Here is a 23886-nt window from a genome sequence, read left to right as displayed (position 1 = left end):
CGGACGCTCAGAGAGACACGTCTTTCACGTCCGCCATTCCGGCGCGGCGGACGACGGCGCGAACCACGTCCTGCACGCCGGCTAAGTTGTCCGAGTCGCCGTCGAGGACGAGGAGTTTCGCGTCGCGTCCCTTCTCGACGAGACCGTAGTTCAGACCGGCGATGTCCGCACCATTGATGGTCGCCATGCGGAGAATCTCGACTGCGGGCACGTCGGCCAGTTTCGACGTGAACTCCATCTCGCGGAACATCGAGGGACTGTTCAGCATGACGTTGTCCGTACCGAGTGCGACCGTCGTTCGCTCGACGAGGTCGCGAATCGGTGGGACGCCGACGCCCGTGACGAGGTTCGACCGCGGACAGACGGCGATTGGAATCTCCTCGTCTTCGACTCGCTGGAGGTGCGCGGGTTCGGGGTAGACCATGTGGACGAGAAAGTCGGGGTCGAGGTCCAACGCGGGCGTGATGTCGTGTGAGTCGCGCTCGCCCGCGTGAATGCCGAACAGTTTTCCGGCGTCTGCGGTTTCGGCTCTGAGTTCCCCGAACTCCGCGTCTCGAGCCCCCGACGCACCGAACCCGTCCGCTTCTCGCATCGCATCCGCCGTCTCGCGGCCGAGGACGACTGCCTCGATGTCGCGGCCGTCGAGCGCCTGGCGGATGACGTCGACACCTTCGACGCCACCCTCACGGAATTCGAGACACGCCGCGGTCCCGCCTCGTTCCATCATTCGGAGCGAGCGAGCCATCGCGGCCGCCTTCTCGTCGGTGCTGGCCGCCCGGAGGAGGCGGTGTTTCAGTCCGTCCGGCGGTGCGACGAGTTCGTCGAGCGAGAGTCCGCCACCCGCCTCTTTCGCGATTGAATCGCCGAGGTGGGTGTGCGCGTTGACGAACGCGGGAAGGATGATATCGGTCGAATCGGTGGTCGTCTCCTCGACGGCGGTTATCGTTCCGTCTTCGACGACGACCCGGCCTTCGACCGGTTCGAACGCCCGGCCACGAAGTACGGTCCCCTCGAGTTGCATCGCTCACGACTCGGTCGTCGCACCGCTTGAACCTCCCGCATCGAGGTGGGTGTGGGCGTGGCTCTCCTCGCCTCTTTTTGAGCCGTCACTCGAACTCGTCGAGCGTCGTGTTCAGACCGCCTCGAACCTCGTTGACGAGCGCACCGCTCACGTCTAACCCGAGGACGTCAGCGGCGGCGCGGCCCACCGTTTCGGTCACGTCCGCTGGGGCGTACACGCCGAGTCGCCACTGCTGTTCTTGGGCGGTTCGAAGCGCCTGCACGAGCGGGGACTCGCGTTCCAACTGCCGAATCTCGCCGTTGACCATCACCCGCGACGACGATTCTGTCATCGACGGGCGCGACGGAATATCGACGATGACCGACTCGGAAGACACGTCCGCGGCGTCGGCGATGTCGCGTTCGAAGCCGGCGATAGTCTCGTGGTCGGCGTCGAGAAGCGACCCGGGAACGTCGGAGAGTTCGGCCCAGACGGCCCGTTTGTACAGGTCACGGGTTGCCAATCGCTCGGCGAAGTCGGCGGTCGTGGGGTTGAGACGGAGACCGACCAAGAGGTCGTAGTCGTCCATCCGTCGGAGTTCGTGGGCGTCGATGTCGGGTTCAGAGAGCAACTGTTCCGACGCCCGGCGCAACATCGCCTTCGAGATGCGGGCGACGTGGTGGGCGTAGACGGTGGGGTTCATCAGGGCGCGAGCGAGGAGGAGCGATTCGGCGGTCTGGACGTTCCCCTCTGCGAGGACGAGTTCGCCGTCGACGAAGGTGAGTTCCCGAATCAGGCGCTCGTGGTCGATAGTGCCGTAGGGGACGCCCGTGTGGTGGGCGTCGCGGACGAGGTAGTCCATCCGGTCGACGTCGAGTTCGCCCGAGACGAGTTGGCCGAACTTCGCGTCCCCGGAGACGAGTCGCGCGACCCGCTTTGGGTCGAGTCCGTGGTCGTCGAGGGCCGACCCGACGGTCCCGCGCGTGACGAGTTCCTCGACGTCGTCGTGGTACTTTCCGGTGTGGCGGTGGGTCACCTCCTCGACGTTGTGGCTGTAGGGGCCGTGACCGACGTCGTGGAGGAGCGCGGCGGCCTCGACGTGGGAGGCGGCGTCGCCCTCGATGCCGAGGTGAGAGAGGGCGCGCGAGGCGAGGTGATAGACGCCGAGGCTGTGTTCGAATCGGGTGTGATTCGCGGAGGGGTAGACCAGTTGGACCGTCCCCAACTGCTTGATACGGCGGAGACGCTGCATCTCCGGCGTGTCGAGAAGGGCTTCGGCGACGCCCGTGACCTCGATGTGGTCGTGGACGCTGTCCTTGATGGTCGTCATGGTGAGGCTTCGGCCGTCATCGGGTAAAAAGGGTCGGACGCGAGGGAATCGCAGGACGACGAGGCAGAACCGCCGGGAGGATGGCGACGCGGAGTCGCCGGGAGAACGGTAACGCGAAGTCACCGGCAGGACGGCGACGCGAAGTCACCGCTCCGTGAGGAACCCGCCGAGCGGGCCGGGGAGCGAAAACGGTACGGCGGGTGCGACGGTGGCGGCAGCCATCTGTCGGAGCGCCATGGGAGTACTCCGCCAGCGGAGATTGTAGTACACCGCGAGTTCGGGGCCGAGTTTGGCTTTGAATCCGGTGAGCCGCTTCATGTTCGCTCCGCCGAGGTCGTAGACGCTCGCACCCTCGGCTTTCGCCGTCTGCATGATGTGCCAATCGAGGAGGCTGACGACCGGGAAGCCGACGCCGGGGTCGACAGCGCCCTGCCAGCGGTACACTCGGTCGTCGTCGTGGATGGCGATGATGCCCGTCTCGGGGTCACCGTCGACGACCGCGACGTGGGTTCGGACCGTCCCGTCCGGGAGTGCGTCGGCGAGGTCCGTGACGAACGCGGGCGTGACGCGGTAGGACTTGTCCTGTTGTTCGTGCCGGTCGCGGACGAGGTCGAGCACCATGTCGATGTCGTCGCGGTCGCCCAGTTCGAACGTGAGACGGTGGTCGTCGAGGTCTTTGATGTTCCGCCGGATGTTCCGACTGAAGCGCGATTTGATGGTCTCCTCGTCGGCCGTCAGGTCGACGTGGTAGGTGTAGTCCGGCGTCGCATCGAAATCTGCCCAGCGATAGCACCGCACGTCGGTGAGGTCGGTCGTCCCGCGGAGGTGAATAAAGTCCGGGTCGAACGCGTCGTGAAGCCACTGGACCGACCCGGAGACGAACTCGTCGAGCGTCTGTTCGCGTCGCCGTCGCTTTCCGGTGTTGGCCGTGTTCAGTACGGGACCGAGCGAAAAGCTCTCCAGTATGTGCGGGGGCGAGACGACCGCCGGTCGCCCGTACCGGGTCGTCTCGAAGACCGGAAGGAGACCGACCGGTTCGTCGCCGTGAAGTCCAACGAGGCAGTGGAGCGTCCCCTTCGAGTGCGCTTCGAGGACGCGAAGTGCCTCACCCCGGTGAAAGGGGGTTGCGCCAGTGACGTGGTCGTGGTCCACGTATCGGTTCCACGCGTCGGGGTCGGCCGTCAGGTCGACGAATTCGAGTCCCATGGTCAGAGGTAGCCGAGTCCTTGCAGCCGCGATTCGACGTCGTCACCGACGTCGCGGGCCGAGTCGCGGTCGACGGGGCGTTCGTAGGTGGCTTCCGCTGTGGACGTGACGCCGGGGAGGACAGCCCCTTCCATCCGGTCGCTTCGCGGCAGGCCGAGCAGCGAGAGGACTGTCGGAGCGATGTCGAGGAGGTGCGGCGTGCCGAGCGATGCAGTGGGGTCGAATCCGTCGCCCGCGATAGCGACGACGCCGTACGGCTTGTGATTCCACGGTTCGTACATCGGCCCGAACAGGTCGCCGCGAAGTTCGGCTTCCGGGAACGTCTCGAAGTCGCGCGGGAGGAGCATGATATCTGGTGCGGCTTCGATAAACGGTCCCTCGAACACCGCTTCGCGCGGGACGACGGCGTCGAACACAGGGTCTCCGTCCGGGGTGCGAACGGTCGAGAGCTTCTCGATGAGTTCCAGCCGAAGCGACTCGTACTCGTCGGGAGAGACGACGCCCGCCGGTTCGCGGCCAGCGAGGTTGATTCGGATACCCAGTTCGTTCGACGTTCGCATGTAGGCTCGGGAGTTCTCGAAGTCGACACGGGCGGGCACGTCGGCGGCTCTGAGAGTCCGCTGCGGGACGAGACGCTTGACGACGCTGGTCAAGCCGAGTCTCTCGACGGTGTTCGCCGCGGTCGTGAGTGTTCGGTCCCGAACCCGGTCCACCACGGAGGGCTCGTCCCCGGGGGCAGACGCAGACTCGCCGGGGGCCTTCAGGTCTTGTTTCCAGAGTGGAATCCACGACGGACTTCCCTCTTTGTCGCGCACTGTCTCGACGTATCCTTCTCGGCTGAGGAACTCGTTGACGCGGAACTCCACGTCTTCGTAGGGACCGATGCCGTGGTCGCTGGCGACGAGCACGACGTCCGGGTCGAACGCCTCGATGGCGTGGCCGACCTGTTCGTCGGTGGCGCGGTAGACTTCACGCAAGAGGTCGAGGTCGCCGGGGAAGTCGTGGACTGCGGTGTCGGTCCGCTGGAACTCGACGAAGCCGAAGTCGGGGTCGAACCGCTCTGTCAGGTAGACGAACGCCTCGCCGCGCGAGCGAATCAGACGTTTGTACTCGTCGGCGCGGACCGAGGCCGGCACGCGCTCTGCGTCCGACGTGGTCCGATTGAACTCGTCTTCGCCGTAGACGCGGTACTCGCCGATTGCCTCGCGAACGTCTGCCAAGAGTCCCGGCGGGTGTGTCGCCGGGTCTTCGGGACCGATGTAGCCCGGTATCAACGCGCCGTCGAACTCGCGTGGCGGATGTGTCACCGGGGCGTTCACGACGACGCTTCGCAGTCCGCGCTCCGAGAGGAGTTCCCAGAGCGTCGATTCCGCGATGTCCGTCGCGTCGGAGATGCGCCAGTCGTAGCCGTCGTACGTGAGGAACCCGAACACGCCGTGTTTGGCGGGGTTGACGCCAGTGTACAGCGAGGGCCACGCGCTCGGCGTCCACTGGGGGACCTGCGATTCGAGCGGGGCCGACGCCCCACGGTCGAAGATGTCCTGAAGATTCGGCAGGAGTCCGTCGTCGAACATCGGCTGCATCACGTCAAGACACCCCGCGTCGAGGCCGACCAGGAGGACTCGGCGGTCGGCGCTCATCGGTCGTCACCTCCGTCGGACCGGGCAATAGAGTGCGTGCCGTCTGTGCCGTGTTCGTACAACTCGCCGTTCGTCCCGGCAGGTGTCGATTGGAATTGACTGGCTGACATGTCCGCCTCGTCGACAATGCCCGCTTCGCCGACTGCGCCCACCTCGGTGACCGTCTCTACCTCATCGACAACGGCCTCGACACCAGCGAGGTGCCGCACGGCGGGCATCCTGACGAACGACAGGAGGGTGTAGAGTTGGCGGCTGTAGTCCGCCCCGGCGAGGTGCGCGTGATAGGTTCGGACCACGCCGTCCCAGTCGAGGAAGGGAAGCGCGTCGATGACCGCGCGACTCTCGACGAGCGTGTCGAGGACGAACGAAGTGTCTCTGATGTACTCGCCGTCTTCCATCCACGGGCCGGAGACGTGGTACGACTTCTCTCCGTGTTCGGGGCGGACGAACAGGTGGTCGAACGCGTTCACTTTCGTCTGGAGGAAGTCCAGTGGATACCGTCGCGACAGCGGGACTCCCGTCGACGCGTGGGGAATCGCGGCGAGGTCGGCGTCGAGTCTCGCCACGGCGGCGTTCACGAGGTTCGGGCCGATGAGGTGCTTGACGGGGACGGTCAGCGCGAGGTCCACGAGGCGGTTGTCGAGGAACGGCGTCCAGTGTCGCTTCGTCTGTGTCAGCCCGTAGTAAAAGAGGTCGGCGTCGTTGGACATCGGGTAGCACTCGCCGTAGGAGACGAGTTCGCGGAGCGACGGGTACGTGACGCCGTGGTATTCGAGCCCGTCTCGTCCCGCTTCGACACCGTCGGCGAGTATCCCGTCGAGTGACTTCGAGGCCGATGCCGAGAGATACGGGGGCAACTCGGTCGAACAGCGCTGGACGTACTCGTCGGCGTCTGCCGGCGCGTCTTCCCACGGGAGTTGGAACGTCCCCAGCGGACCGAGTGGAATCGTCCACCGACGTATCGAGAGGCCCTTGAACAGCCAATCGCTGTAGAGCCCGGTGACCAACAGGTCCACCTCGTCGTGGATGTCGTCGAGAAAACCCGTGACGTGGCCCTGATTGAAGTCGCCGTAGAAGTTCATCACTGCCGCGTTGTCGTCGAGGATTCGCGCCGGGTAGCGGTCGTCTCGCTGAAGGAGAGAGAACGGAACGTTGGCGGCCTCTGCGGTACGCTCCGCGACGCGAGCCTCGCGGTTCATCCAGTCGTTCATGTGGTAGGTGACGACTGAGGAGTCGTCCGCGGCGGCGAGAACGAGTCGCGAGTCGCTGCCGCCGCTCAGGAGGACGCCAGCCCGCTCGTCGGTTCTCAGACGGTCGTTGACTACCGTCCGAACCGTCTCGGTGAACTCGTCGGCGACCTCGTCGAACGGTCGGTCGACCGGGCGGTACGAGAGCGTCCAGTACTGCTCGCGGGTCGTCTCTCCCGCCGTGAGGTCGTACGAGAGCGTCGTCCCGGGGTCGAGTTCGGTGACGTTCTCGAAGACGGTCTGCGTCCCCGGGACCGCCGCAGTGGCGAAAAACGCGCTGAGCGCGTCGGCGTCGAAGCGAGCGTCGATAGCTGGATAGACGGCGAGCGCCTGCAGGTCCGTGCCGAAGACGAACGCGCCGCCCGCAGTCTCGGCGAGGTAGATTGGGTGTGTCCCGAGGCGGTCGGTCGCAACGTGAAACCGCTCGCGCTGTCGGTCGTAGAGTGCGACTGCGAACGTCCCGTTCACTCGCGAGAGGAAGTCGAGACCGAAGCGGTCGTAGAGGCCGCGGCAGTACGCGGGTGTCGATGGAACGTCGTCCGCCGCGTATCGACTCTCGTAGCCGTCTGCCGTCTGTACCCCGTGGACATCGCCCCAGACCCAGAGGCGGACGTCCGGCGTCGCCGAAACCGGTTGGTTGGCGTCTGTCATCGTCGAAACGCCGACGCGAACGTCGCCGCCGTCGTACGACTGGGGTGTCTCTCCGGTCCTCGTGTGTTCCGTCAGAAGTGGTCCGAGTGGACAGTCTCTCGGACCGACGATGCCACATAACCCTGCCATGCCTGACAGGAGGCGAGAAACGCGGTTAGTTAGTCACGAACCAGTGACTGTTAGAACGGTCGTAACGTCTCTCGAGAACTACTGTTACGAAGGCGATAACGTCACGCAGCCGTCTCTTCGAGTCCACGCTTATCCGCCCGAGGTGACCGCTCGCGCGAAGTCGAACACGAGCGACCGAATCGACTCGAAGCAGAGCGCCGAGACGGCGTAGACGACGCCGCCGAAGCCGACGTACGCGAGGACGGCGACGAGGCCGCTCGGCGGGGCGACCTGCAGCAGTCCCGCGACGGCGACTCCCATCACGGCGGCCGCGGCGGTGAGTCGAAGCAGGTTGGCAACGGGAAGCCGGTAGGTGACGAGCCGAGAGAGGTACACGACCCGAATCACCATCCCGGCAGTGTACGCGAGTGTCGTCGCCACGGCCGCCCCGATGAGACCGAACTGGAAGATGAGCACCACGTTCAACACGAGGTTGAGCGAGATGCCGACGACCGTCGCGCGAGCGACCAAATCCGGGCGGTCGAGGCCGAGCAGACACCGGCCGACGAGTATCTGAATCGCTTCGGGGATTTTGCCCAGGATGAGGACGACGAGGACGAGCCACGCGCCGGCGAACGGCGGGCCGAAGACCGCTTCGAGGAGGTCGGAGCCGATGAGAAACGCACCGACTGCGGCGGGAATGATGAGCGCGAGGGCGGGCGTCGTCGCCCGAGTGAGAAGGCGGCCGATGCGGTCGGCGTTCGCCTCGGCCCACGCGCTGGTCTGCGGGAGGATAGACGGCCCAATCGCGTGAGTGAGAAGGAGCGTGACGCCCGCAACGCGCCACGCGATTTCGTAGGTTCCGACGGCGTCCTGCGTGAGGATGAACCCGATGATGAGCACGTCCATCCAACTGTGGACCTGCAGGCCGATTGTGGGGATGATGTTGTACTTCCCGAAGGCCAGAAGCGACCGAATGCGGGCGAGAGAAGGTCGAGCAATCGACGGGCGGAGCTTCCAGACGGCCCAGGCGAACCGGACGCCGAGGCCGGCGAGGTAGGCACCCACGAGTTCGAGTGCGCCCCCGCCGGCGACGACGAGCGCAGTTGCGAGTCCGATAAACACCAGTTGTTGGACCAGTTGGAGTGCGGCCGTCTCGCCGACGCGAAGTTCGCCGCGCAGGGCGCTTTCGGCAATCGTCGTCGCCCGAGAGAGGACGAGCGCCGCGAGAATGAACGGTGCGGCGTCGACGCCGACGTAGGCCGCCACGTCGCCGCGGAAGACGAACAGGCCGAGGCCGACGAGTCCGGCACCGGCGACGGTGATTGCTGCCGCGGCCGCGACGACCTCACCGACCCGCTCGCCGCGACCGATTCGCTGCTCGACGGCCGTGCCGATTCCGGCGTCGGCGACGATAGAGAGGACGCCGAGGAGGGCTTGAAACAGGAAGAACGTCCCGAGGACGCCCGCGCCGAGTTTCCGCGCGAAGTACGCGAAGGCGGCGAACGACAGGACGGTGTTCGCCACCTTCGCGACGAAGAGTTTCGACGTGGATAGGGAGATGTTCATTGCGGGGGCTCGCGCGGGATTCGCGGCGGAACGTTGCCTCGCAACGTGATTAGTTATACACCGATTGACGGAGCACGGAGCTGCTCGCGTCGGTTATGACCCGTCTACTGCGAGACGACGTGCATCGGGAGGTCGAGCACCTCGACCGCCGCCGCGGCCACCTCGTCGCGGGCGACCGCGGGAGCGTACACGCCGAGTCGCCACTGCGCGCGCTCGGTCGCCCGGAGCGCGCCGACGAGTTCGGAGGCGGATTCGAGTCGCTGAACCACGCCGTCGACGACGACGCGACTCCGCGACTCCTTGATTCGCGGCGTCGGCGGCGCGTCGATGATGACTTTCTCGGGAGTGATGTTGGCGAGTTCCGCAATCTCGCGCTCGGCGGCGCGTGTCTCGTCGTGGTCGAGTTCCACCACGTCTGTGGGGACGGTACTGAGCGGTGCCCAGATAGCTCGTTTGTAGAGGTTCCTGCGTTCAATGCGGTTTCCAAGGTCGGGGACGCGCTCACCCAGTGCGACGAGCAGGTCGTGGTCGGCCATGCGAACGAACTCCTCGATTGGCAGGCCGTCGTCGACGAGGCGTTCGGAGGCGCGTTCGAGCATCGCGCCCGCGATACGTGACGTGTGATGGCGGTACACCGTCCCGTTCATCAGGGCGCGAGCGAGAAGGAGCGATTCGGCGGTCTGGACGTTCCCCTCGGCGAGGACCAACTGTCCGTCTCGGTAGCGGAGTTGTCGGACGAGCCGACCGTGGTCGATGGTGCCGTAGGGGACGCCCGTGTGGTGAGCGTCGCGGACGAGGTAGTCCATGCGGTCGACGTCGAGTTCGCCCGAGACCAGCTGGCCGAGGCCACCGCCGCCGTCGACGATGTCGGCGACGTGCATCGGGTCCAAGCCGTGTGCTTCGAGCGTCTCACCGACGACAGAGCCGTCGAGCAGGCCGTGAATCTCGTCGTGGTCGCGGCCAGTTCGACGGCGGATGAGGTCCTCGGTCTGGTGGCCGTACGGTCCGTGGCCGATGTCGTGGAGGAGCGCGGCGGCGCGGACGTGGGCGGCTTCCTCGCCTTCGATACCGAGATGCGAGAGGGCGCGCGAGGCGAGGTGATAGACGCCGAGACTGTGTTCGAATCGGGTGTGGCTCGCCGAGGGGTACACGAGGCGAACCGTCGAGAGTTGCTTGATGTGGCGGAGACGTTGGAACTCGGGAGTATCGACGAGGTCGGCGGCCACGGGGTCCAGAGAGATGTAGTCGTGGACGCTGTCCTTGACGGCGGTCATATCGGGTGTTGTGTGACTGGCATCAAATACCCGACCATTCACGGTTGCCAGAGCGACCGCAGACGTCTGGTCTGTGAGGCAGTCGCCGTCTCCGGTGAAGGAACTTTCAAACCGCCGGTCACCCTACGCCGGAGCATGGTAACGTTCCTCGCCGGGGGCACGGGCACCCCCAAACTCCTCGATGGGGCCGCCGAGGTATTCGACCCCGCCGAGACGACAGTCGTCGCGAACACCGGCGACGACGTCGAACTCGGCGGCCACCTCGTCTGTCCCGACCTCGACACCGTCCTCTTTTCGGGTGGCGGCGTCCTCGACACCGACCGCTGGTGGGGCATCGCGGGCGACACCACGGAGACGGACGACGAACTCCATCGCCTCGCCGACGCGGCGGGCCTCGAACCCGGCCCGCGATATCTCTCTCCCGAGGCCCAGACCGCTGGCCGCGACATCGCTCGCTGGCGACGCTTCTCCGGCATCGCCGAGTTCATGGAAATCGGCGACCGGGACCGCGCGGTCCACATCACGCGAACCTCGCTCCTCGACGAGGGCAACTCGCTGACCGAGGTCACACAGACGCTCGCGGACGCCTTCGACCTCGACGTGTCGCTCCTGCCCATGAGCGACGACCCGGTGGCGACCCTCATCCACACCGAGGAGTCGGGTGTCATGCACTTTCAGGAGTACTGGGTTCACCACCGCGCCGAACCCGAGGTTCGAGACGTAGAATTCCGCGGTGCGGACGAGGCGAGCATCACGCCCGAAGTCGCCGCCGCGCTCTCGGACCCCGTGGTCGTCGGTCCCTCGAATCCGGTCACGAGCATCGGCCCGATGCTCGCCCTCGACGACTTCGCCGACGCGCTCGCCGACACGCCGGTCGTCGCCGTCTCGCCCTTCGTCGAGGATACCGTCTTTTCGGGACCGGCCGCCGACCTCATGGCTGGAATCGGTTACGACCCCTCGACTGCGGGCGTCGCCGAGGCGTACCCCTTCGCGGACGCGTTCGTCCTCGACGACGAGGACGGGACCGACCTCGACAGGCCAGTCGTCCGCACCGACACGCGAATCGACGCGCCCGAAGACGCTGCTCGCGTCGCTCGCGCCGTACGCGATGCGCTCGCAGAGGTGTCGTGATGTTCGCCCCTCGCGTCGCCGTGGCGAGCCTCAGCGGCGAATCTGACGCCGAGTGGGCGCGCGCTGCTGCCACCCACGTCGGCGCGGCGTTCCTCGGCGGCGTCGCCATCGACGAGGCTGCACAGGAGGCCGCCGAAGCCCTCGTCGCCCGCGACCGCTCGGAGTTCCTCACCGACGACCCGATTGGCTTTCTCGACGAGCAACTGACCGAAGTGGACGCCGCAGACGCCCCCGACATCTTCGCCGCGGTCAACGTCCGGGCGACGACGGCCGACCCGATTGGCGACGCCGCCGCGGTCTGCGCCGACCACGATGCAGGTCTCGAAATCAACGCACACTGCCGCCAAGACGAACTCTGTGCGGTCGGCTGTGGGGAGGCACTCCTCCGCGACACCGACAGACTCGTGGCGTACGTCGAAACGGCGCGAGAAGCAGGCGCAGCGGTTGGTGTGAAAGTCCGCGCTGAAGTCGATGGCGTCTCTCTCCCGAACCTCGCTGCAATCCTCGCCGACGCCGGTGCAGACTGGATTCACGTCGATGCGATGGACTCCGAGGCGGCCGTCGCGGATGTGGTCGCGGCCGCACCGGATCTGTTCGTCATCGCCAACAACGGCGTCCGCGACCGCGAGACGGTTCGCGAGTACCTCGACTACGGGGCTGACGCCGTGAGCGTCGGGCGGCCGAGTGACAACCCGGAGGTGCTCCAGCGCGTGCGCGCCGCGACCGACGAGTGGTTCACGGAACAGGCCAGTCGCCCGGACTCGGACGACGAGCAGGAGGCGACCGTCTGATGCCGACCCCAGTCGCAGAGCGCGGCTTCGCCCCGGCGCGACACGCCGAACTCGCACTGCTCCTCGAAGTCGCCGGGACGCCCAAACCGGGGAACGTCGACCGCCGACGCGACCTCTCGGACCTCCACTTCGAACACTTTCTGACTGGTGCTGTCGGGTCGGCGGCGGGGCTTCGACTGGCTGAAGACGGCGCACCAGTCGGCGAGGCGTTCGAGACCGCGGTCGAGGGAATGAGCAAACAGGGGGGCGGAAACACGCAGTTCGGCTGTCTCCTGCTTCTCGTCCCGCTCGTGCGGGCCGCGGCCGCAGGCGACCTCTCTCCCGCGGGGGCGACGCGCGTCGCGGAAGCGACGACCGTGGACGACGCAGTCTCGTTCTATCGAGCCTTCGAACACGTGGACGTCGCGGTGGGCGACCCGCCGGAAGACGCCTCGGACCTCGACGTTCGGCGCGGGTCGAACGCTGAATCGACGCTTCGAGCAGCGGGGCTGACCCTCTCCGATATCATGGAACTGAGCGCCGAGCGAGACGCGAACGCGCGGGAGTGGACCGGCGACTTCGCCCGGACGTTCCGCGCCGCCGAGTCGATTCTTGCTGACGAGGGGCCGGTCACAGAGCGCGTCGCGCGGGCGTTCGTCGACCTCCTCACCGAAGAGCCGGACACGCTCGTCGTGACGAACCACGGCGAGGCCGTCGCCCGCGACGTGATGGACCGCGCGGCGGCCGTCTCCGACCTCGACGAGGCCGAGATGCTGGCCGAAGAGTTCGTCGCCGAGGGAATCAACCCCGGAACGACCGCCGATATCGCCTGCGCGGCGACGTTCGTCGCGCTGGAGCGGGGGGTGCCACTGTGAGTCGAAAAACCGACGAGAACGCGACCGAGGACAGCACCTCTGCCGACACCGTCGAGTGGCCGGTCGAACTCCGCGGCGTCACCGAGTCGGTCGTCGCCACGCTCGGCCCCAACGACTTGTGGAACTTCGCTGCACTCGGGCTTCACGCGCCCAACGAAGACCAAGACGATGGCGTCGTCACCGCAACTACGTGGGGAAACACTCGAACCCGCCGCAACTTCCACCGACAGGGCGGCGGCGTCGTCCAGTTCGTCAGCGACCCGCGGGACTTCGTGGACGCCGCGATGACAATCTGGGAAGGGGAGACACCCGTCCTCGACTCGGCGGACGCGTGGGCCGAAGTCGAGGTGGAGATGGTCGATTCAGGCGACGATGGCGGAACTCACTGGGAGACGTGGGAGCTTCGACCCACGGAGGCGGCAGTCGAAGCGACTCGTCCGTTCACAATCAACCGGGCGTTCGGGGCCGTCGTCGACGCGACGGTCGCGGCCTCTCGACTCGACGTGCCCGCGTTCGACGCCGACGAACTGCTCTCTCGGCTCGCGTACTTCGAAGAAACGGTCGAGGCGTGCGGCGGTCAGGCCGAGCGCGAGGCGTTCGAACGCATCGACGAACACACCGGCTGGCGAGAGTTGGCCGCGGAAAGACGGAACGAATCGTTTTAGTGTTCGTCCGGGGAAATCTCGGACATGGCAATCAAGCCCAAATACGTCAAGCAGTTGGGTAACATCCTGCTGGAGCGCTACCCGCAGGCGTTCAACACGGACTTCGAGACCAACAAGGACAGCGTCGACCAACTGACCACCGTCGAATCGAAGAGCGTTCGAAACCGCATCGCGGGCTACATCACCCGCAAGAAGGGCGGTCAGGCAGCGTAATTCTCGACACAGACGATTCTCTACTGAATCTCTTCTCCGCCCGCTCCGGGAGCGACTGCGTCGGCGCGCTGCGTCCGGTCTTCGGACGACCCGACTGCTGTTTTCGGGGCGTGATACACCGCCTCACCAGTCTCGCGGTCGAACAGGTGTGAGCGGTCAGCATCGACCGTGAGCGCCACCCGTTCGCCGGGTTCGAACGTCGCCCGCGGGGTCGTCGAGACCTGCACCGTCTCGTCGCCGAGCCGGCAGTGAACGAGGAGGCTGTCGCCGAGGGGTTCTGTTACCGTCACTTCGGCAGTCGCGGTACAGGTGCCTGCTGGCGCATCGTCGAGAGGCGCGATACCGATGTCTTCGGGCCGGACGCCGAGGTCTGCGGCGTCGATGCCGTCCTGCGCGGCCATTTCGTCCGCTGAGACGGGGACTTCGAGGCCGGTGTCGTGGACGACGGAGTCGCCGTGGACTTCCACCGGGAAGACGTTCATCGCGGGTTCACCGATGAACTCCGCGACGAACCGGGTCGCGGGGCGGTCGTAGAGTTCCTGTGGCGGAGCGACCTGCTCGGCGTGGCCGTCGTTCATCACGGCGACGCGGTCGCCGAGGGTCATCGCCTCCGTCTGGTCGTGGGTGACGTAGACGGTCGTCGTCTGGAGGCGGCGATGGAGCGAGGCGAGTTCCGTCCGCATCTGGATGCGGAGTTTGGCGTCGAGGTTCGACAGCGGTTCGTCCATCAGGAAGACCGATGGTTCGCGGACGAGCGCGCGGCCGATAGCGACGCGCTGGCGCTCGCCGCCGGAGAGGGCCGCCGGTTTGCGGTCCAAGAGGTCTTCGATACCGAGCATCTCGGCAACCTCTGCCGCCCGTTTCGAGAGTTCCGACTCGGAGATGTCGCGGGCGGCGTCCGCGCCGAAGGTCATGTTGCGCTCGGCGGTCATATGCGGGAACAGCGCGTAGTTCTGGAAGACCATCGCCACGTCGCGGTCCTTCGGTTCGACGCCGTTGACTCGCTCGCCGCCGATTTCGAGAGAGCCGTCGGAGACGGACTCCAAGCCGGCAATCATTCGGAGCGTCGTCGATTTCCCACAGCCGGACGGGCCAACGAGCACGAGGAACTCGCCGGGTTCGACGGCGAGAGAGATGCCGTCGACGGCGGTCACGTCTTCGAATCGTTTCGTCACTGAGTCGAGTTCGATTGCAGTCATGTCACTTCTGTTGGAGCGCGAATGTTTCGAGGAGCGGTCGATGCAGGGCGACGAGGACGACGAGCGGGACGCTGAGCGCGAGTATCGACCCCGCCATGATGAGTCCCCACTGCGTCTGGCCGGCCTGACTGGCACTCTGGAGGTAGCTGATGCCGACTTGGACGACCTGCTTTTGCTGGTCGGAGACGACGATGAGCGGCCAGAGGTACTGGTTCCACGCGTAGACGAACGTGATGACCGAGACGCCGGCAATCATGCCGCGCGACATCGGCACGAGCACGTCCACGAGGAACTCGATGGGGCCGACGCCGTCGAGTCTGGCCGTCTCGACCAGCGACGAGGGGATACTCAGGAAGTGCTGTCGGAACAGGAACACCGCCGTCGCGCTGGCGATGTACGGCCCGGTGATCGCGAGCATCGAGTTCGCCCAGCCGAGGTCAGCCATGAGTTCGAAAAGCGGGACGATTCGCACCGGCACCGGGAGGAGAAGCGTCAAGAGGACGAACGCGAAGATGGCGTCCTTGTACGGGAAGTCGTAGTAGACGATAGCTAGCGCCGCCAGAAGCGACAACGACACCTTCCCGACGACGACGATAATCGACATCACGAACGAGTTGACGATGTACCGCGCGAGGTCGTACTCGAAGAGGGCGCTCTGGTAGTTTTCGAGGGCGTACCCGCCGGGAGCGAGGTTCGTCACGTCGTAAATCTGGGCAGTCGACTGGGTGCTCATCAGCAACGCGAGGAGCAAGGGCGCACCCATGAGGACGATGGAGACGACGAGCGAGAGGTGAACCCACAGCGTGTCCGGGAGGCCGACGGTCGCCGACTCCGAGGTGATGGAGGAATCTTCGACCGCCATGTTAGGCCCCGTAGTGGGCGTATTCGCCCGTCAGTTTCAGTTGTGCCAACATCAGTATCGAGACGATGCCGAAGAGGACGATGGACTCCGCCGAGGCGAGACCGAGGCTGTTGAACTCGAACGCGTCGCGGTAGAGTTTGAAGATGAGGAGGTTCGTCGCCCCGTTGGGGCCGCCACTGGTCATCAAGTCCACGAGCGGGAACGTCGCGAAGAACGCGTAGATGGTGTCCATGACGACGAGGAAGCCGAGCGTTGGCGAGATGAGTGGGACGTACACCTCGCGGAGCATCGTCAGCGACCCGACGCCGTCGAGACGAGAGGTCTCCGCCAGCGACTCCGGGACGTTGTGGAGCGCGGCGAGCAGGAAGACGATGTTGTAGCCGAGTTGCTTCCAGATGGCGACGACGGCGAGGACGCCGAAGGCCAGTGGGCCGTTCGTGAACCAGTCGAACTCGACGCCGGGTATCAGCTCGATGTAGTGGGTGATGACGCCGAGGTTCGGGTGCAAGAGGAACAGAAGCACCGTCGCGGCGACAGCCGGCGGGAGTGCATACGGCCAGATGGCCGCGACCAGGTAGATGGACCGCCACTTGTCCACGCGATAGAGCTGGTAGGCGACGAACAGCGCAATCGTCAGCGACCCGACGACCACGACGGCCGCGAAGGCGAAGGAGACGAACAGGCTGTTGTGATACTCCGGCGACGTGGCGAGCGTGACGAAGTTGTCGAGGCCGACGAACGTCGTCTGCTGACCCAGCAGCAGCGTCTCGTAGAGACTGAGCCGGAACGTCTCGAACGATGGGTAATAGAGGAATAGTACCAACACGGCGAGCGTCGGTGCCAGAAACACCGCCGCCGCTCGTGAGTCGTCGAACGCGCGAATATCTCGTACCATAGAAATGCGAGTGTGGAGGCGTTCAGTTGGTCTTCTCGGCGTGCGCTTCGAGTTCGGACTCGACCTTGGAGTCCATGTTCGAAAGCGCGTCGTCCACCGGAGTTCCCTGAATCATCGAGACGTACCCCTCCTCGATGATGGTCCGAGTCTTCAGGAACGGCCCCATGACCGCACCTCGGGTGGCGGGGCTGTCTTTCGTCTCTTGGAGTTGCTCGAAGGCCGTGACGTAGTTGGGGTTCTCGTCGAACCAGCCGTCGTTTTCGAGGGTGTCGACGGCTCCGGAGTGGATTGGGAAGTAGCCGGTGCCCTTGTGCCAGCGAACCTGCTGTTCGGGCTGGGTCAGCCACAGGAGGAACTCGGCGGCGGCCTCCTGCTGGGCGTCCGTGAGGCCCGAGGGAACCCACAGCGACGCCCCGCCGATGACCACACCGTTTCGCGACCCGTTCGGGACGGGGAGGTAATCGACGCCGACGTCGAAGCCGTTTTCCTTGCCACCGGTGGTCAGCGACGTGATTCCCGAGGTAGAGGTGATGTGCATGCCGGTCTTGCCGGAGAGGAACGCCTGGTCCGCTGCGCTCCACGCTTCGACGCCGGGGTTGAGGTAGTAGCCCTCGTCGTACATGTCGGTCCACCACTCGAAGATGTTCCGCGAGGCGTCGCTCGTCAGATTCGCCTTCATCGGCGTCCCAGCGCGGCCGTTCTGCTTCCCGACGAGCAGCGCGTCCTGCTCTGCGAACCACTGCTCGACGAACCACGAGTGGTTGGCGAACGTGATTCCTTTCTCTACGTCCGCGTTCGCGACGAGCGCCTCAGAGGCCGCACGGACTTCCTCGAACGTCTTTGGCGGCGACTCGGGGTCGAGTCCGGCCGCCTCGAAGGCGTCTTTGTTGTAGTAAAGAACCGGGTTCGAGGAGTTGAACGGCATCGAATTGAGCGTCCCATCGAGGCGGTAGTAGTTCATCACCGAATCGAGATACTGGTCGTAGTCGATGCGGTCCGACGGGATGATTTCCTCGACGGGGACGAACGCGCCACTGTCGATTGCGAGTTGCGTCCCGACCTCGAAAATCTGGGCGACTGCGGGCGGGTTCCCGGCTTTCACCGCGGAGGTGGTCGCGTTCAGCGTCTCGCGGTAACTCCCTTTCGAGGCCACGTCGAGTTTGATGCCCTCGGTCTGGGATTCGAAGTCCGAACCCATGTTGTCGAGCAACTTCGCCGTGTCACCGCCCATCGCGTGCCAGAATTTGATTGTCGTCGTGCCGCCGCCGCCGAGACTACCTGTACAACCGGAGAGTCCAGTGAGTCCAGCAACGCCTGCCGTGCCTGCTCCTTTGAGGAAGCGTCGTCGGTTGAGACCGTGCATCGCTCGGAGGGAACCAAGCGTCGATGAAAAGCCTTTCTTTCAGATAATAAATTAGAGAAAATAGATTTGGGTGTCATAATGATTGTCTATCTAGACATCATGTTTTGCCTTTGTCACTGTGTGTCAATTGAGAAATGGCTTTCAACCGAGGTATCTCACACACCTCCATGCGCGCTTTCGCTCACCGGGGCTGTCCTGTACTCGCGCCCGAGAACACGCTCGCTGCATTCCGCGCCGCCACGCCGCGTCTCCCCTGCGTCGAACTCGACGTGCGCCGCTGTGGGAGTGGCGAACTCGTCGTCTTCCACGACGAGACGGTAGACCGCATGACCGACGGGTCGGGGGCGGTCGCCGACGCGACACTCGCGGAGCTTCAGGAACTTCGCGTCGGCGACTCAGACGAGTCGATTCCGACGCTCGCGGCGGTGTTCGACGCGCTCCCGGATTCGACGTTCGTCAACGCCGAACTGAAGGAATCGGGACTCGCCACCGACCTCGCAGCCGTCGTCGCCGACGTTTCGAACGAGGTTCTCGTCTCGTCGTTCGAGGCCGATGCGCTCCGCGAAGTTCGGGAGGCGTCTACCCTCTCGGTCGCGTACCTCTTCGCCGACGACTGGGCCGACTCGCTCGCTGTCGCTGCGGAACTCGACTGCGCAGCTATCCACCCGCACTACGAACTGCTCTCGGCGGCCCGCGTGGAGGAGGCACAGGCCGCTGGGTTCGACGTCAACACGTGGACGGTTCCAGACCGCGAGACGGTCGAGAGACTACGCGAGTGGGGCGTCGATGGTGTCATCGTGGACGACCCGGCACTCGTCGCCGAGCAGATGAACTGAGAGCGGAGAGAGTAGAATTGAGAGTGGGGAGAGTAGAACTGAGAGCGGAGAAAGTAGAGTAGACTGAAAGCAGGGAGAGTAGATTAGAACCGGTCCGTGCGCCCCGAAGCGGCCCACGCGTTCGTGGGCGCACCCGACGGAACCCGACGACCGCAGCCGGTGACCGATTCGAGTCGGCCGGCGTACTGCCAGCGCTTTTCGTTCCACGTCTCTTCGTCACCGTTCGCGGCTGCCGCTGCTGCGGCCGCGGCTTGGTCGCGCATGTGCGCGCCGACCGCGGCGGCGATGGCTGCGGCCTCTTCCGGGTCCGCGTCGTCTGGAATCGACAGCCCCGACAGGATGTCCTCGCTCATAGCGGGATGTTGCCGTGCTTCTTGTCCGGTTGCGACTTCCGCTTGGACTTCAGCATCTTGAGGTCGGAGACGAGTCGTTTGCGCGTCTCGGCCGGCTCGATAACGTCGTCGACGTAGCCGCGGTCGGCTGCAGTGTACGGGTTGGCGAACTCCTGACGGTACTCGTCGATGAGTTCGTCACGACGCTCGTCGGGGTTTTCGGCGGCTGCCAGTTCCTCCCGGTAGAGGATGTTGACTGCGCCCTGCGGACCCATGACTGCGATTTCGGCGGTCGGCCACGCGTAGTTCACGTCCGCGCCGAGGTGCTTCGAAGCCATGACGTCGTAGGCACCGCCGTAGGCCTTGCGCGTGATGACCGTCATGAGCGGCACGGTCGCCTCCGAGTAGGCGTACAGCAGCTTCGCGCCGTGGCGGATGATGCCGTTGTGTTCCTGGTCGGTTCCGGGGAGGAAGCCGGGGACGTCCACGAACGTGAGAATCGGGACGTTGAACGAGTCGCACATCCGGATGAACCGGGCGGCCTTCTCCGAGGCCTCGATGTCGAGGGTTCCGGCGTTCACACGCGGCTGGTTGGCGACGATACCGACCGAGTGGCCGTCGAGTCGCGCGAAGCCGACGACGATGTTCTTCGCGAAGTCCTTCTGGACCTCGAAGAAGGAGTCCTCGTCGAGGACGCCGCCGATGACGTCGTGCATGTCGTAGGGCTTTTTCGGCTGGTCGGGGACGACTTCGGCGAGGTGTTCGTCCTCGCGCTCCGGGTCGTCCCACGGCTCGACGCGTGGCGGGTCTTCGACGTTGTTCTGCGGGAGATACGAGAGGAGATGACGAATGTCGTCGAGTGCCTGTTCTTCGGTGTCGGTCGCGAAGTGAGCGACCCCGCTCGTCGCGGTGTGGGTCGTCGCGCCACCGAGTTCGTCGAAGGTGACTTCCTCGCCCGTGACCGTCTTGATGACGTCCGGCCCGGTGATGAACATGTGGCTGGTGTCGCGGACCATGAACGTGAAGTCCGTCAGGGCGGGGGAGTAGACCGCGCCGCCGGCACACGGCCCCATAATCGCGGAAACCTGGGGGATAACGCCCGACGCCTCGGTGTTGCGGCGGAAGATTTCACCGAAGCCACCGAGCGACTGGACGCCTTCCTGAATCCGCGCACCCGCGGAGTCGTTCAGGCCGACGACGGGGGCACCGACTTCCATCGCCTTGTCCATCACCTTACAGACCTTCTCGGCGAACACCTCGCCGAGCGACCCGCCGAAGACGGTGAAGTCGTGCGCGAAGACGAAGACGGTTCGGCCGTCTACCTCTCCGTAGCCCGTGATGACGCCGTCGCCGGGGAGTTTCGTCTCCTCCATCCCGAACTTGTGGTTACGGTGGGTTCGGAACTGGTCGAACTCCTGGAACGTGCCGTCGTCGAGGAAGTAGTCGATGCGCTCGCGCGCAGTCATCTTGCCCTTCTCGTGTTGCGACTCGATTCGGTCCTCACCGCCGCCTTTCTTCGCTTCCTCGCGCTTCTCCCGCAGTTCGTCGATCCGGTCTTCCATCGTCATGCCAGACCACCTTCGCTCATTGAAATATCGGTGCGTATCCCGGGGTCAAAGGAGTTCCGCAATCCGGCAACCCAGTCTTCGACAGTCGTCGAAATCTACACGTAACAATCATCACATACTGAGGTGGCGAATCGACAGACTGCACGGGGTGGTGTCGAACAGCGACCACACGAACGCGAAAAAAGAGCGGAGTGTGCGGGTCTTCGCTTCGTCAGACGACCGATTCGGGTCGGCGAAGACCGAAGAACGCGACGGCACTGGCGACGACTGCGATACCCACAGTCCGCCAGAAGCCGATACTACCGTCCACACCGAAGTGCGTCAGGAGCGTGAAGACGAGGAACAGCGGGAGCACGATGCCGACGGCGAAGAGCCACGGCGTACTGAGAGAGCGGCCGAGCGACCCTGCGCCCGACGCCAACTCCTCGATAGCGTCGCGTCCCATGACCCAGCCGACGAACAGGAGGAACGCGGCGAGTCCGGCAGTCAGGAGAATGTTGACGAGCGTTCCGGCGACGAAGCCGAAGATGGAGGGTTCGAACGCGCAGACGGTGCCAGTGACCGCGACGAGACCGGCCATTCCGGCGACTGCGCGCTTTCGGGAGACATCGTATTCGTCGACGAGGAACGCGACCGGGATTTCGAGCATGCTGATAGAACTCGACAGCGCCGCGAGCGTCACGACGGCGAAGAACGCGGTTGCGATGAGCGTTCCGGCGGGGAGTTGCGAGAACGCGCCCGCGAGGCCGACGAAGAGTGCGCCGGGGCCAGTCCCCGTCTCGGTCGGGTTGATACCCTGCGAGAACAGAAGCGGGAAGACCACGAGTCCGGTGATGACGCCGACGCTCGTGTTGAGTACGGCGATGGCGCTCCCGTCGAAGGGGAGCGAGCGGTCTTCGCCGAGGTAGGAGGCGTAGGTAATCATCGTCCCTGCGCCGAGAGAGAGCGTAAAGAGTGCCTGTCCGGCGGCGGGACCGAGGATAGCGAAGAAGTTCTCCGAGATGACCGAGGGGTCGAAGCGGAGGAAGAACGCGTAGCCTGCGGCCGCGTTCGGTTGGGTCGCGGCCCACGCAGCGAGGCCGCCGAGGAGGACGAGCACAGCGGGCATCATGATTTTGGTGCCGAGTTCGATGCCCTTGCGGATGCCGGCGAAGACGATGAGTGCGGTCAGTCCGAGGAACAGCAGGTGGTAGAGCGCAGCATCCGCGCCGGCGGAGACACCGCCGAAGTACTGTCCGGGGTTCGTGAAGTACGCGGGGTCAGAGCCGACCAGAGAGACGCCGCTTTCGAGGAGGTAGCGCATAATCCAGCCGCCGACGACGCTGTAGAACGACAACAGCGAGATGCCGGTGATGACCGAGAACATGCCGATGAAGCCCCACGAGCGTTGCCCGGAGAGTTCCCGAAGTGCGCCGACAGGTGATTTGTTCGCGCGACGTCCGATGACGAACTCCCCGAGGAGTCCGGGGACGCCGACGAGGAGGACGATTCCGAGGTAGACGACGAGGAACGCGCTCCCACCGTTTTCTGCGGTCTGCCACGGGAACCGCCAGATATTCCCGAGACCGACCGCGCTTCCGACGGCGGCGAGGATGAACCCGAGCCGCGTCGCCCATGTTTCTCGTGCCATTGACACTCATTGACAGCCCATCCCTAAAATGACTTTCGGACCGAAGATACGTCACCACAGAAATTTAACGGTTTTACCCGCCTCAAACGCAAAATTCTCCGTCGGATTGTCGGAGAAAATGCACCGCTATCGAGGAATCGTAACTACTCAAAAATGTGTCGATTCGCCGCCTCAGATAGGCGGGATGATAGCCGGACTCTCGCCGAGGAACAGGGTCTGGAATCCCAGGACCAGCGTGGCGACGACAGCCACGATGACGAGCGTGCGTGCGAGCCAGAGCCACGTCAGGCCGACGCCTTCGCCGAGGCCGCTGCCCTTCATCACTTCGTCGAGGGCTGGTGCGCCGTAGACCCACGCGACGAAGATGAGGATACCGAGGACGCCCACCGGCAGGAAGAACTTGTACGCCAGCGTGTCGAACCAGCCGAGCCACGCCGTGTCGAGTGCCGAGGGGACGCCGAGCAGGAAGATGACGCCACCGAGGAGGATGGCCATCTGCGGGCGCGTCACGTCGTAGTTGTCGATAGCCCACGAAACGACGACTTCGAGGAGGCTAATCGCCGACGAGAGTGCGGCGATGAGAACCACGAGGAAGAAGATGAGGCCGATTGCCTGTCCGCCGGGGATGTTGGCGAACGCGCCAGCGACGCTGATGAACACCGCACCGGCACCGCTCGTGTTGGGGTCGATGCCCTGTGCGAACAGGAGCGGAAGCACGACGAGACCGGCGAGGATGCCGACGAAACTGTTCAGGAAGACGATGGTGATACCGTCACCGAACAGGCTCTGGTCGCCGTCGATGTAAGAGGCGTAGGTAATCATCGCGCCCATACCGAGCGACAGCGAGAAGAACGCCTGCCCGACGGCGAAGGGGACGATGTCGCCTAAGTTCGCAAAGAGCGCGTCGAAGTCGGGCGACAGGAAGTACGCGTAGCCCTCGGACGCTCCGGGGAGCGTGAAGGCGAAGATTGCGAGCGCACCGAGGATGACGATGATGCTCGGAACCATCAGCTTCGTCGCCTTCTCGATACCGTCTTCGATACCGGCGGCGACGATGACGACCACGAGCGCCATGAAGACGGCGTGGAGCGCGAGCGCGTCCATACCGGCCGAAATCTGTCCGAAGTACTCTGCGGGCGCACCGAAGTACGCACCCGTCAGGCTGCCGCCGATGTAGCGGAGGACCCACCCGCCGACGACGCTGTAGTACGACAGAATCCAAAAGCCGGTGAACAAGCCGAGAGCACCGACGAAGCGCCAGTTCTTGTGGCCGAGTTTCTCGAAGGCGCTGATGGTATTGAGGTTGCTTCTCCGACCGATGACGAACTCGGCGAGGATGGCCGGGAGGCCGATGCCGAGCGCGGCGATAACGTAGACGATGAGGAAGGATGCCCCGCCGAACTGCGCAGTCTTGAACGGGAACTGCCAGATGTTCCCGAGACCGACTGCACTGCCGACTGCAGCGAGGATGAAGCCTGCTCTCGTCGCCCAGGTTTCACGTTCGTTCATGTTCTACCACCGT

General features: G+C 64.9%; 21 protein-coding genes. 6 read left to right on the top strand and 15 right to left on the bottom strand.

Annotation, left to right across the window (positions count from 1 at the left end):
* Positions 1-7: 7 nt before the first annotated feature.
* The 7 genes from KU306_RS00565 to KU306_RS00535 all read right to left on the bottom strand — a co-directional run bounded on the left by KU306_RS00565 (position 8) and on the right by KU306_RS00535 (position 10025).
* Positions 8-1021, bottom strand: coding sequence for an amidohydrolase family protein (locus KU306_RS00565; protein ID WP_258302544.1), 1014 nt, complete (start codon positions 1019-1021; stop codon positions 8-10).
* An 85-nt stretch (positions 1022-1106) separates the two neighbouring features.
* Positions 1107-2330 carry an HD domain-containing protein gene (locus KU306_RS00560; RefSeq protein WP_258302543.1) on the bottom strand — a complete coding sequence of 408 codons (1224 nt, stop codon included), beginning with the start codon at positions 2328-2330 and terminating at the stop codon, positions 1107-1109.
* Positions 2331-2474: 144 nt separating this feature from the next.
* Positions 2475-3536 carry a GNAT family N-acetyltransferase gene (locus KU306_RS00555; protein ID WP_258302542.1) on the bottom strand — a complete coding sequence of 354 codons (1062 nt, stop codon included), beginning with the start codon at positions 3534-3536 and terminating at the stop codon, positions 2475-2477.
* Between the two features lie 2 nt (positions 3537-3538).
* Positions 3539-5176, bottom strand: a complete 1638-nt coding sequence (locus KU306_RS00550; RefSeq protein ID WP_007542996.1) for an alkaline phosphatase family protein — start codon at positions 5174-5176, stop codon at positions 3539-3541.
* A complete protein-coding gene (locus KU306_RS00545) occupies positions 5173-7203 on the bottom strand; it encodes an asparagine synthase-related protein (protein ID WP_258302541.1) in 2031 nt (676 codons plus the stop codon). The genes KU306_RS00550 and KU306_RS00545 overlap by 4 nt, the downstream gene beginning before the upstream one ends.
* Before the next feature lie 129 nt (positions 7204-7332).
* Positions 7333-8751 (bottom strand): flippase, encoded by a 1419-nt coding sequence (locus KU306_RS00540; RefSeq protein WP_258302540.1) that lies wholly within the window; start codon positions 8749-8751, stop codon positions 7333-7335.
* A 104-nt stretch (positions 8752-8855) separates the two neighbouring features.
* On the bottom strand, positions 8856-10025 hold the full coding sequence (locus tag KU306_RS00535; protein WP_258302539.1) for an HD domain-containing protein: 1170 nt from the start codon (positions 10023-10025) through the stop codon (positions 8856-8858).
* Between the two features lie 135 nt (positions 10026-10160).
* Here KU306_RS00535 and cofD point away from each other — a divergent pair, with 135 nt between their 5' ends.
* The 5 genes from cofD to KU306_RS00510 are packed head-to-tail and all read left to right on the top strand — an operon-like array spanning position 10161 to position 13679.
* Positions 10161-11156: a 2-phospho-L-lactate transferase gene (gene cofD, locus KU306_RS00530; RefSeq protein WP_258302538.1), complete on the top strand. Its 996-nt coding sequence runs from the start codon at positions 10161-10163 to the stop codon at positions 11154-11156.
* The gene (locus KU306_RS00525; protein WP_258302537.1) at positions 11156-11947 is read left to right on the top strand and encodes a tRNA-dihydrouridine synthase; all 792 of its coding nucleotides are present in this window, start codon (positions 11156-11158) and stop codon (positions 11945-11947) included. The genes cofD and KU306_RS00525 overlap by 1 nt, the downstream gene beginning before the upstream one ends.
* Positions 11947-12801 carry a triphosphoribosyl-dephospho-CoA synthase gene (locus tag KU306_RS00520; RefSeq protein ID WP_258302536.1) on the top strand — a complete coding sequence of 285 codons (855 nt, stop codon included), beginning with the start codon at positions 11947-11949 and terminating at the stop codon, positions 12799-12801. The genes KU306_RS00525 and KU306_RS00520 overlap by 1 nt, the downstream gene beginning before the upstream one ends.
* Complete coding sequence (locus tag KU306_RS00515; RefSeq protein ID WP_258302535.1) at positions 12798-13466, top strand: DUF447 domain-containing protein; 669 nt, start codon at positions 12798-12800, stop codon at positions 13464-13466. Before KU306_RS00520 ends, KU306_RS00515 begins: the two co-directional genes overlap by 4 nt.
* Positions 13467-13490: 24 nt before the next feature.
* Entirely contained in the window at positions 13491-13679 is a 189-nt protein-coding gene (locus tag KU306_RS00510) for a 30S ribosomal protein S17e (RefSeq protein WP_007543007.1), read from the top strand.
* Positions 13680-13699: 20 nt separating this feature from the next.
* Here the strand turns inward: KU306_RS00510 and KU306_RS00505 are convergent, their stop codons facing one another.
* The 4 genes from KU306_RS00505 to KU306_RS00490 are packed head-to-tail and all read right to left on the bottom strand — an operon-like array spanning position 13700 to position 17998.
* Positions 13700-14878, bottom strand: a complete 1179-nt coding sequence (locus KU306_RS00505; protein WP_258302534.1) for an ABC transporter ATP-binding protein — start codon at positions 14876-14878, stop codon at positions 13700-13702.
* A gap of 1 nt (position 14879) precedes the next feature.
* Positions 14880-15740 (bottom strand): carbohydrate ABC transporter permease, encoded by an 861-nt coding sequence (locus tag KU306_RS00500; RefSeq protein WP_007543012.1) that lies wholly within the window; start codon positions 15738-15740, stop codon positions 14880-14882.
* Position 15741: 1 nt separating this feature from the next.
* On the bottom strand, positions 15742-16635 hold the full coding sequence (locus KU306_RS00495; protein WP_007543014.1) for a carbohydrate ABC transporter permease: 894 nt from the start codon (positions 16633-16635) through the stop codon (positions 15742-15744).
* Positions 16636-16657: 22 nt separating this feature from the next.
* Positions 16658-17998 (bottom strand): extracellular solute-binding protein, encoded by a 1341-nt coding sequence (locus KU306_RS00490; RefSeq protein WP_258302533.1) that lies wholly within the window; start codon positions 17996-17998, stop codon positions 16658-16660.
* Between the two features lie 167 nt (positions 17999-18165).
* Here KU306_RS00490 and KU306_RS00485 point away from each other — a divergent pair, with 167 nt between their 5' ends.
* Positions 18166-18834: a glycerophosphodiester phosphodiesterase gene (locus KU306_RS00485; RefSeq protein ID WP_258302532.1), complete on the top strand. Its 669-nt coding sequence runs from the start codon at positions 18166-18168 to the stop codon at positions 18832-18834.
* Between the two features lie 83 nt (positions 18835-18917).
* Here the strand turns inward: KU306_RS00485 and KU306_RS00480 are convergent, their stop codons facing one another.
* The 4 genes from KU306_RS00480 to KU306_RS00465 all read right to left on the bottom strand — a co-directional run bounded on the left by KU306_RS00480 (position 18918) and on the right by KU306_RS00465 (position 23873).
* Entirely contained in the window at positions 18918-19187 is a 270-nt protein-coding gene (locus tag KU306_RS00480) for a DUF8022 family protein (RefSeq protein WP_007543021.1), read from the bottom strand.
* The gene (locus KU306_RS00475) at positions 19184-20728 is read right to left on the bottom strand and encodes an acyl-CoA carboxylase subunit beta (RefSeq protein WP_258302531.1); all 1545 of its coding nucleotides are present in this window, start codon (positions 20726-20728) and stop codon (positions 19184-19186) included. The genes KU306_RS00480 and KU306_RS00475 overlap by 4 nt, the downstream gene beginning before the upstream one ends.
* A 217-nt stretch (positions 20729-20945) precedes the next feature.
* Positions 20946-22364 (bottom strand): sodium-dependent transporter, encoded by a 1419-nt coding sequence (locus tag KU306_RS00470; RefSeq protein ID WP_007543025.1) that lies wholly within the window; start codon positions 22362-22364, stop codon positions 20946-20948.
* 171 nt (positions 22365-22535) lie between these two features.
* Complete coding sequence (locus KU306_RS00465; protein ID WP_258302530.1) at positions 22536-23873, bottom strand: sodium-dependent transporter; 1338 nt, start codon at positions 23871-23873, stop codon at positions 22536-22538.
* Positions 23874-23886 lie beyond the last annotated feature (13 nt).

Origin of the sequence: Haloferax larsenii, assembly GCF_024730625.1 — an archaeon.
Taxonomy (GTDB): Archaea; Halobacteriota; Halobacteria; order Halobacteriales; family Haloferacaceae; genus Haloferax; species Haloferax larsenii.
This window is presented reverse-complemented; position numbering and strand designations above follow the sequence as displayed.

Bases quoted from the DNA above. Each gene is read 5' to 3' on its own strand.
- KU306_RS00565 (WP_258302544.1), bottom strand. From the start codon at position 1,021: ATGCAACTCGAGGGGACCGTACTTCGTGGCCGGGCGTTCGAACCGGTC.
- KU306_RS00560 (WP_258302543.1), bottom strand. From the start codon at position 2,330: ATGACGACCATCAAGGACAGCGTCCACGACCACATCGAGGTCACGGGC.
- KU306_RS00555 (WP_258302542.1), bottom strand. From the start codon at position 3,536: ATGGGACTCGAATTCGTCGACCTGACGGCCGACCCCGACGCGTGGAAC.
- KU306_RS00550 (WP_007542996.1), bottom strand. From the start codon at position 5,176: ATGAGCGCCGACCGCCGAGTCCTCCTGGTCGGCCTCGACGCGGGGTGT.
- KU306_RS00545 (WP_258302541.1), bottom strand. From the start codon at position 7,203: ATGGCAGGGTTATGTGGCATCGTCGGTCCGAGAGACTGTCCACTCGGA.
- KU306_RS00540 (WP_258302540.1), bottom strand. From the start codon at position 8,751: ATGAACATCTCCCTATCCACGTCGAAACTCTTCGTCGCGAAGGTGGCG.
- KU306_RS00535 (WP_258302539.1), bottom strand. From the start codon at position 10,025: ATGACCGCCGTCAAGGACAGCGTCCACGACTACATCTCTCTGGACCCC.
- cofD (WP_258302538.1), top strand. From the start codon at position 10,161: ATGGTAACGTTCCTCGCCGGGGGCACGGGCACCCCCAAACTCCTCGAT.
- KU306_RS00525 (WP_258302537.1), top strand. From the start codon at position 11,156: ATGTTCGCCCCTCGCGTCGCCGTGGCGAGCCTCAGCGGCGAATCTGAC.
- KU306_RS00520 (WP_258302536.1), top strand. From the start codon at position 11,947: ATGCCGACCCCAGTCGCAGAGCGCGGCTTCGCCCCGGCGCGACACGCC.
- KU306_RS00510 (WP_007543007.1), top strand. From the start codon at position 13,491: ATGGCAATCAAGCCCAAATACGTCAAGCAGTTGGGTAACATCCTGCTG.
- KU306_RS00505 (WP_258302534.1), bottom strand. From the start codon at position 14,878: ATGACTGCAATCGAACTCGACTCAGTGACGAAACGATTCGAAGACGTG.
- KU306_RS00500 (WP_007543012.1), bottom strand. From the start codon at position 15,740: ATGGCGGTCGAAGATTCCTCCATCACCTCGGAGTCGGCGACCGTCGGC.
- KU306_RS00495 (WP_007543014.1), bottom strand. From the start codon at position 16,635: ATGGTACGAGATATTCGCGCGTTCGACGACTCACGAGCGGCGGCGGTG.
- KU306_RS00490 (WP_258302533.1), bottom strand. From the start codon at position 17,998: ATGCACGGTCTCAACCGACGACGCTTCCTCAAAGGAGCAGGCACGGCA.
- KU306_RS00485 (WP_258302532.1), top strand. From the start codon at position 18,166: ATGCGCGCTTTCGCTCACCGGGGCTGTCCTGTACTCGCGCCCGAGAAC.
- KU306_RS00480 (WP_007543021.1), bottom strand. From the start codon at position 19,187: ATGAGCGAGGACATCCTGTCGGGGCTGTCGATTCCAGACGACGCGGAC.
- KU306_RS00475 (WP_258302531.1), bottom strand. From the start codon at position 20,728: ATGGAAGACCGGATCGACGAACTGCGGGAGAAGCGCGAGGAAGCGAAG.
- KU306_RS00470 (WP_007543025.1), bottom strand. From the start codon at position 22,364: ATGGCACGAGAAACATGGGCGACGCGGCTCGGGTTCATCCTCGCCGCC.
- KU306_RS00465 (WP_258302530.1), bottom strand. From the start codon at position 23,873: ATGAACGAACGTGAAACCTGGGCGACGAGAGCAGGCTTCATCCTCGCT.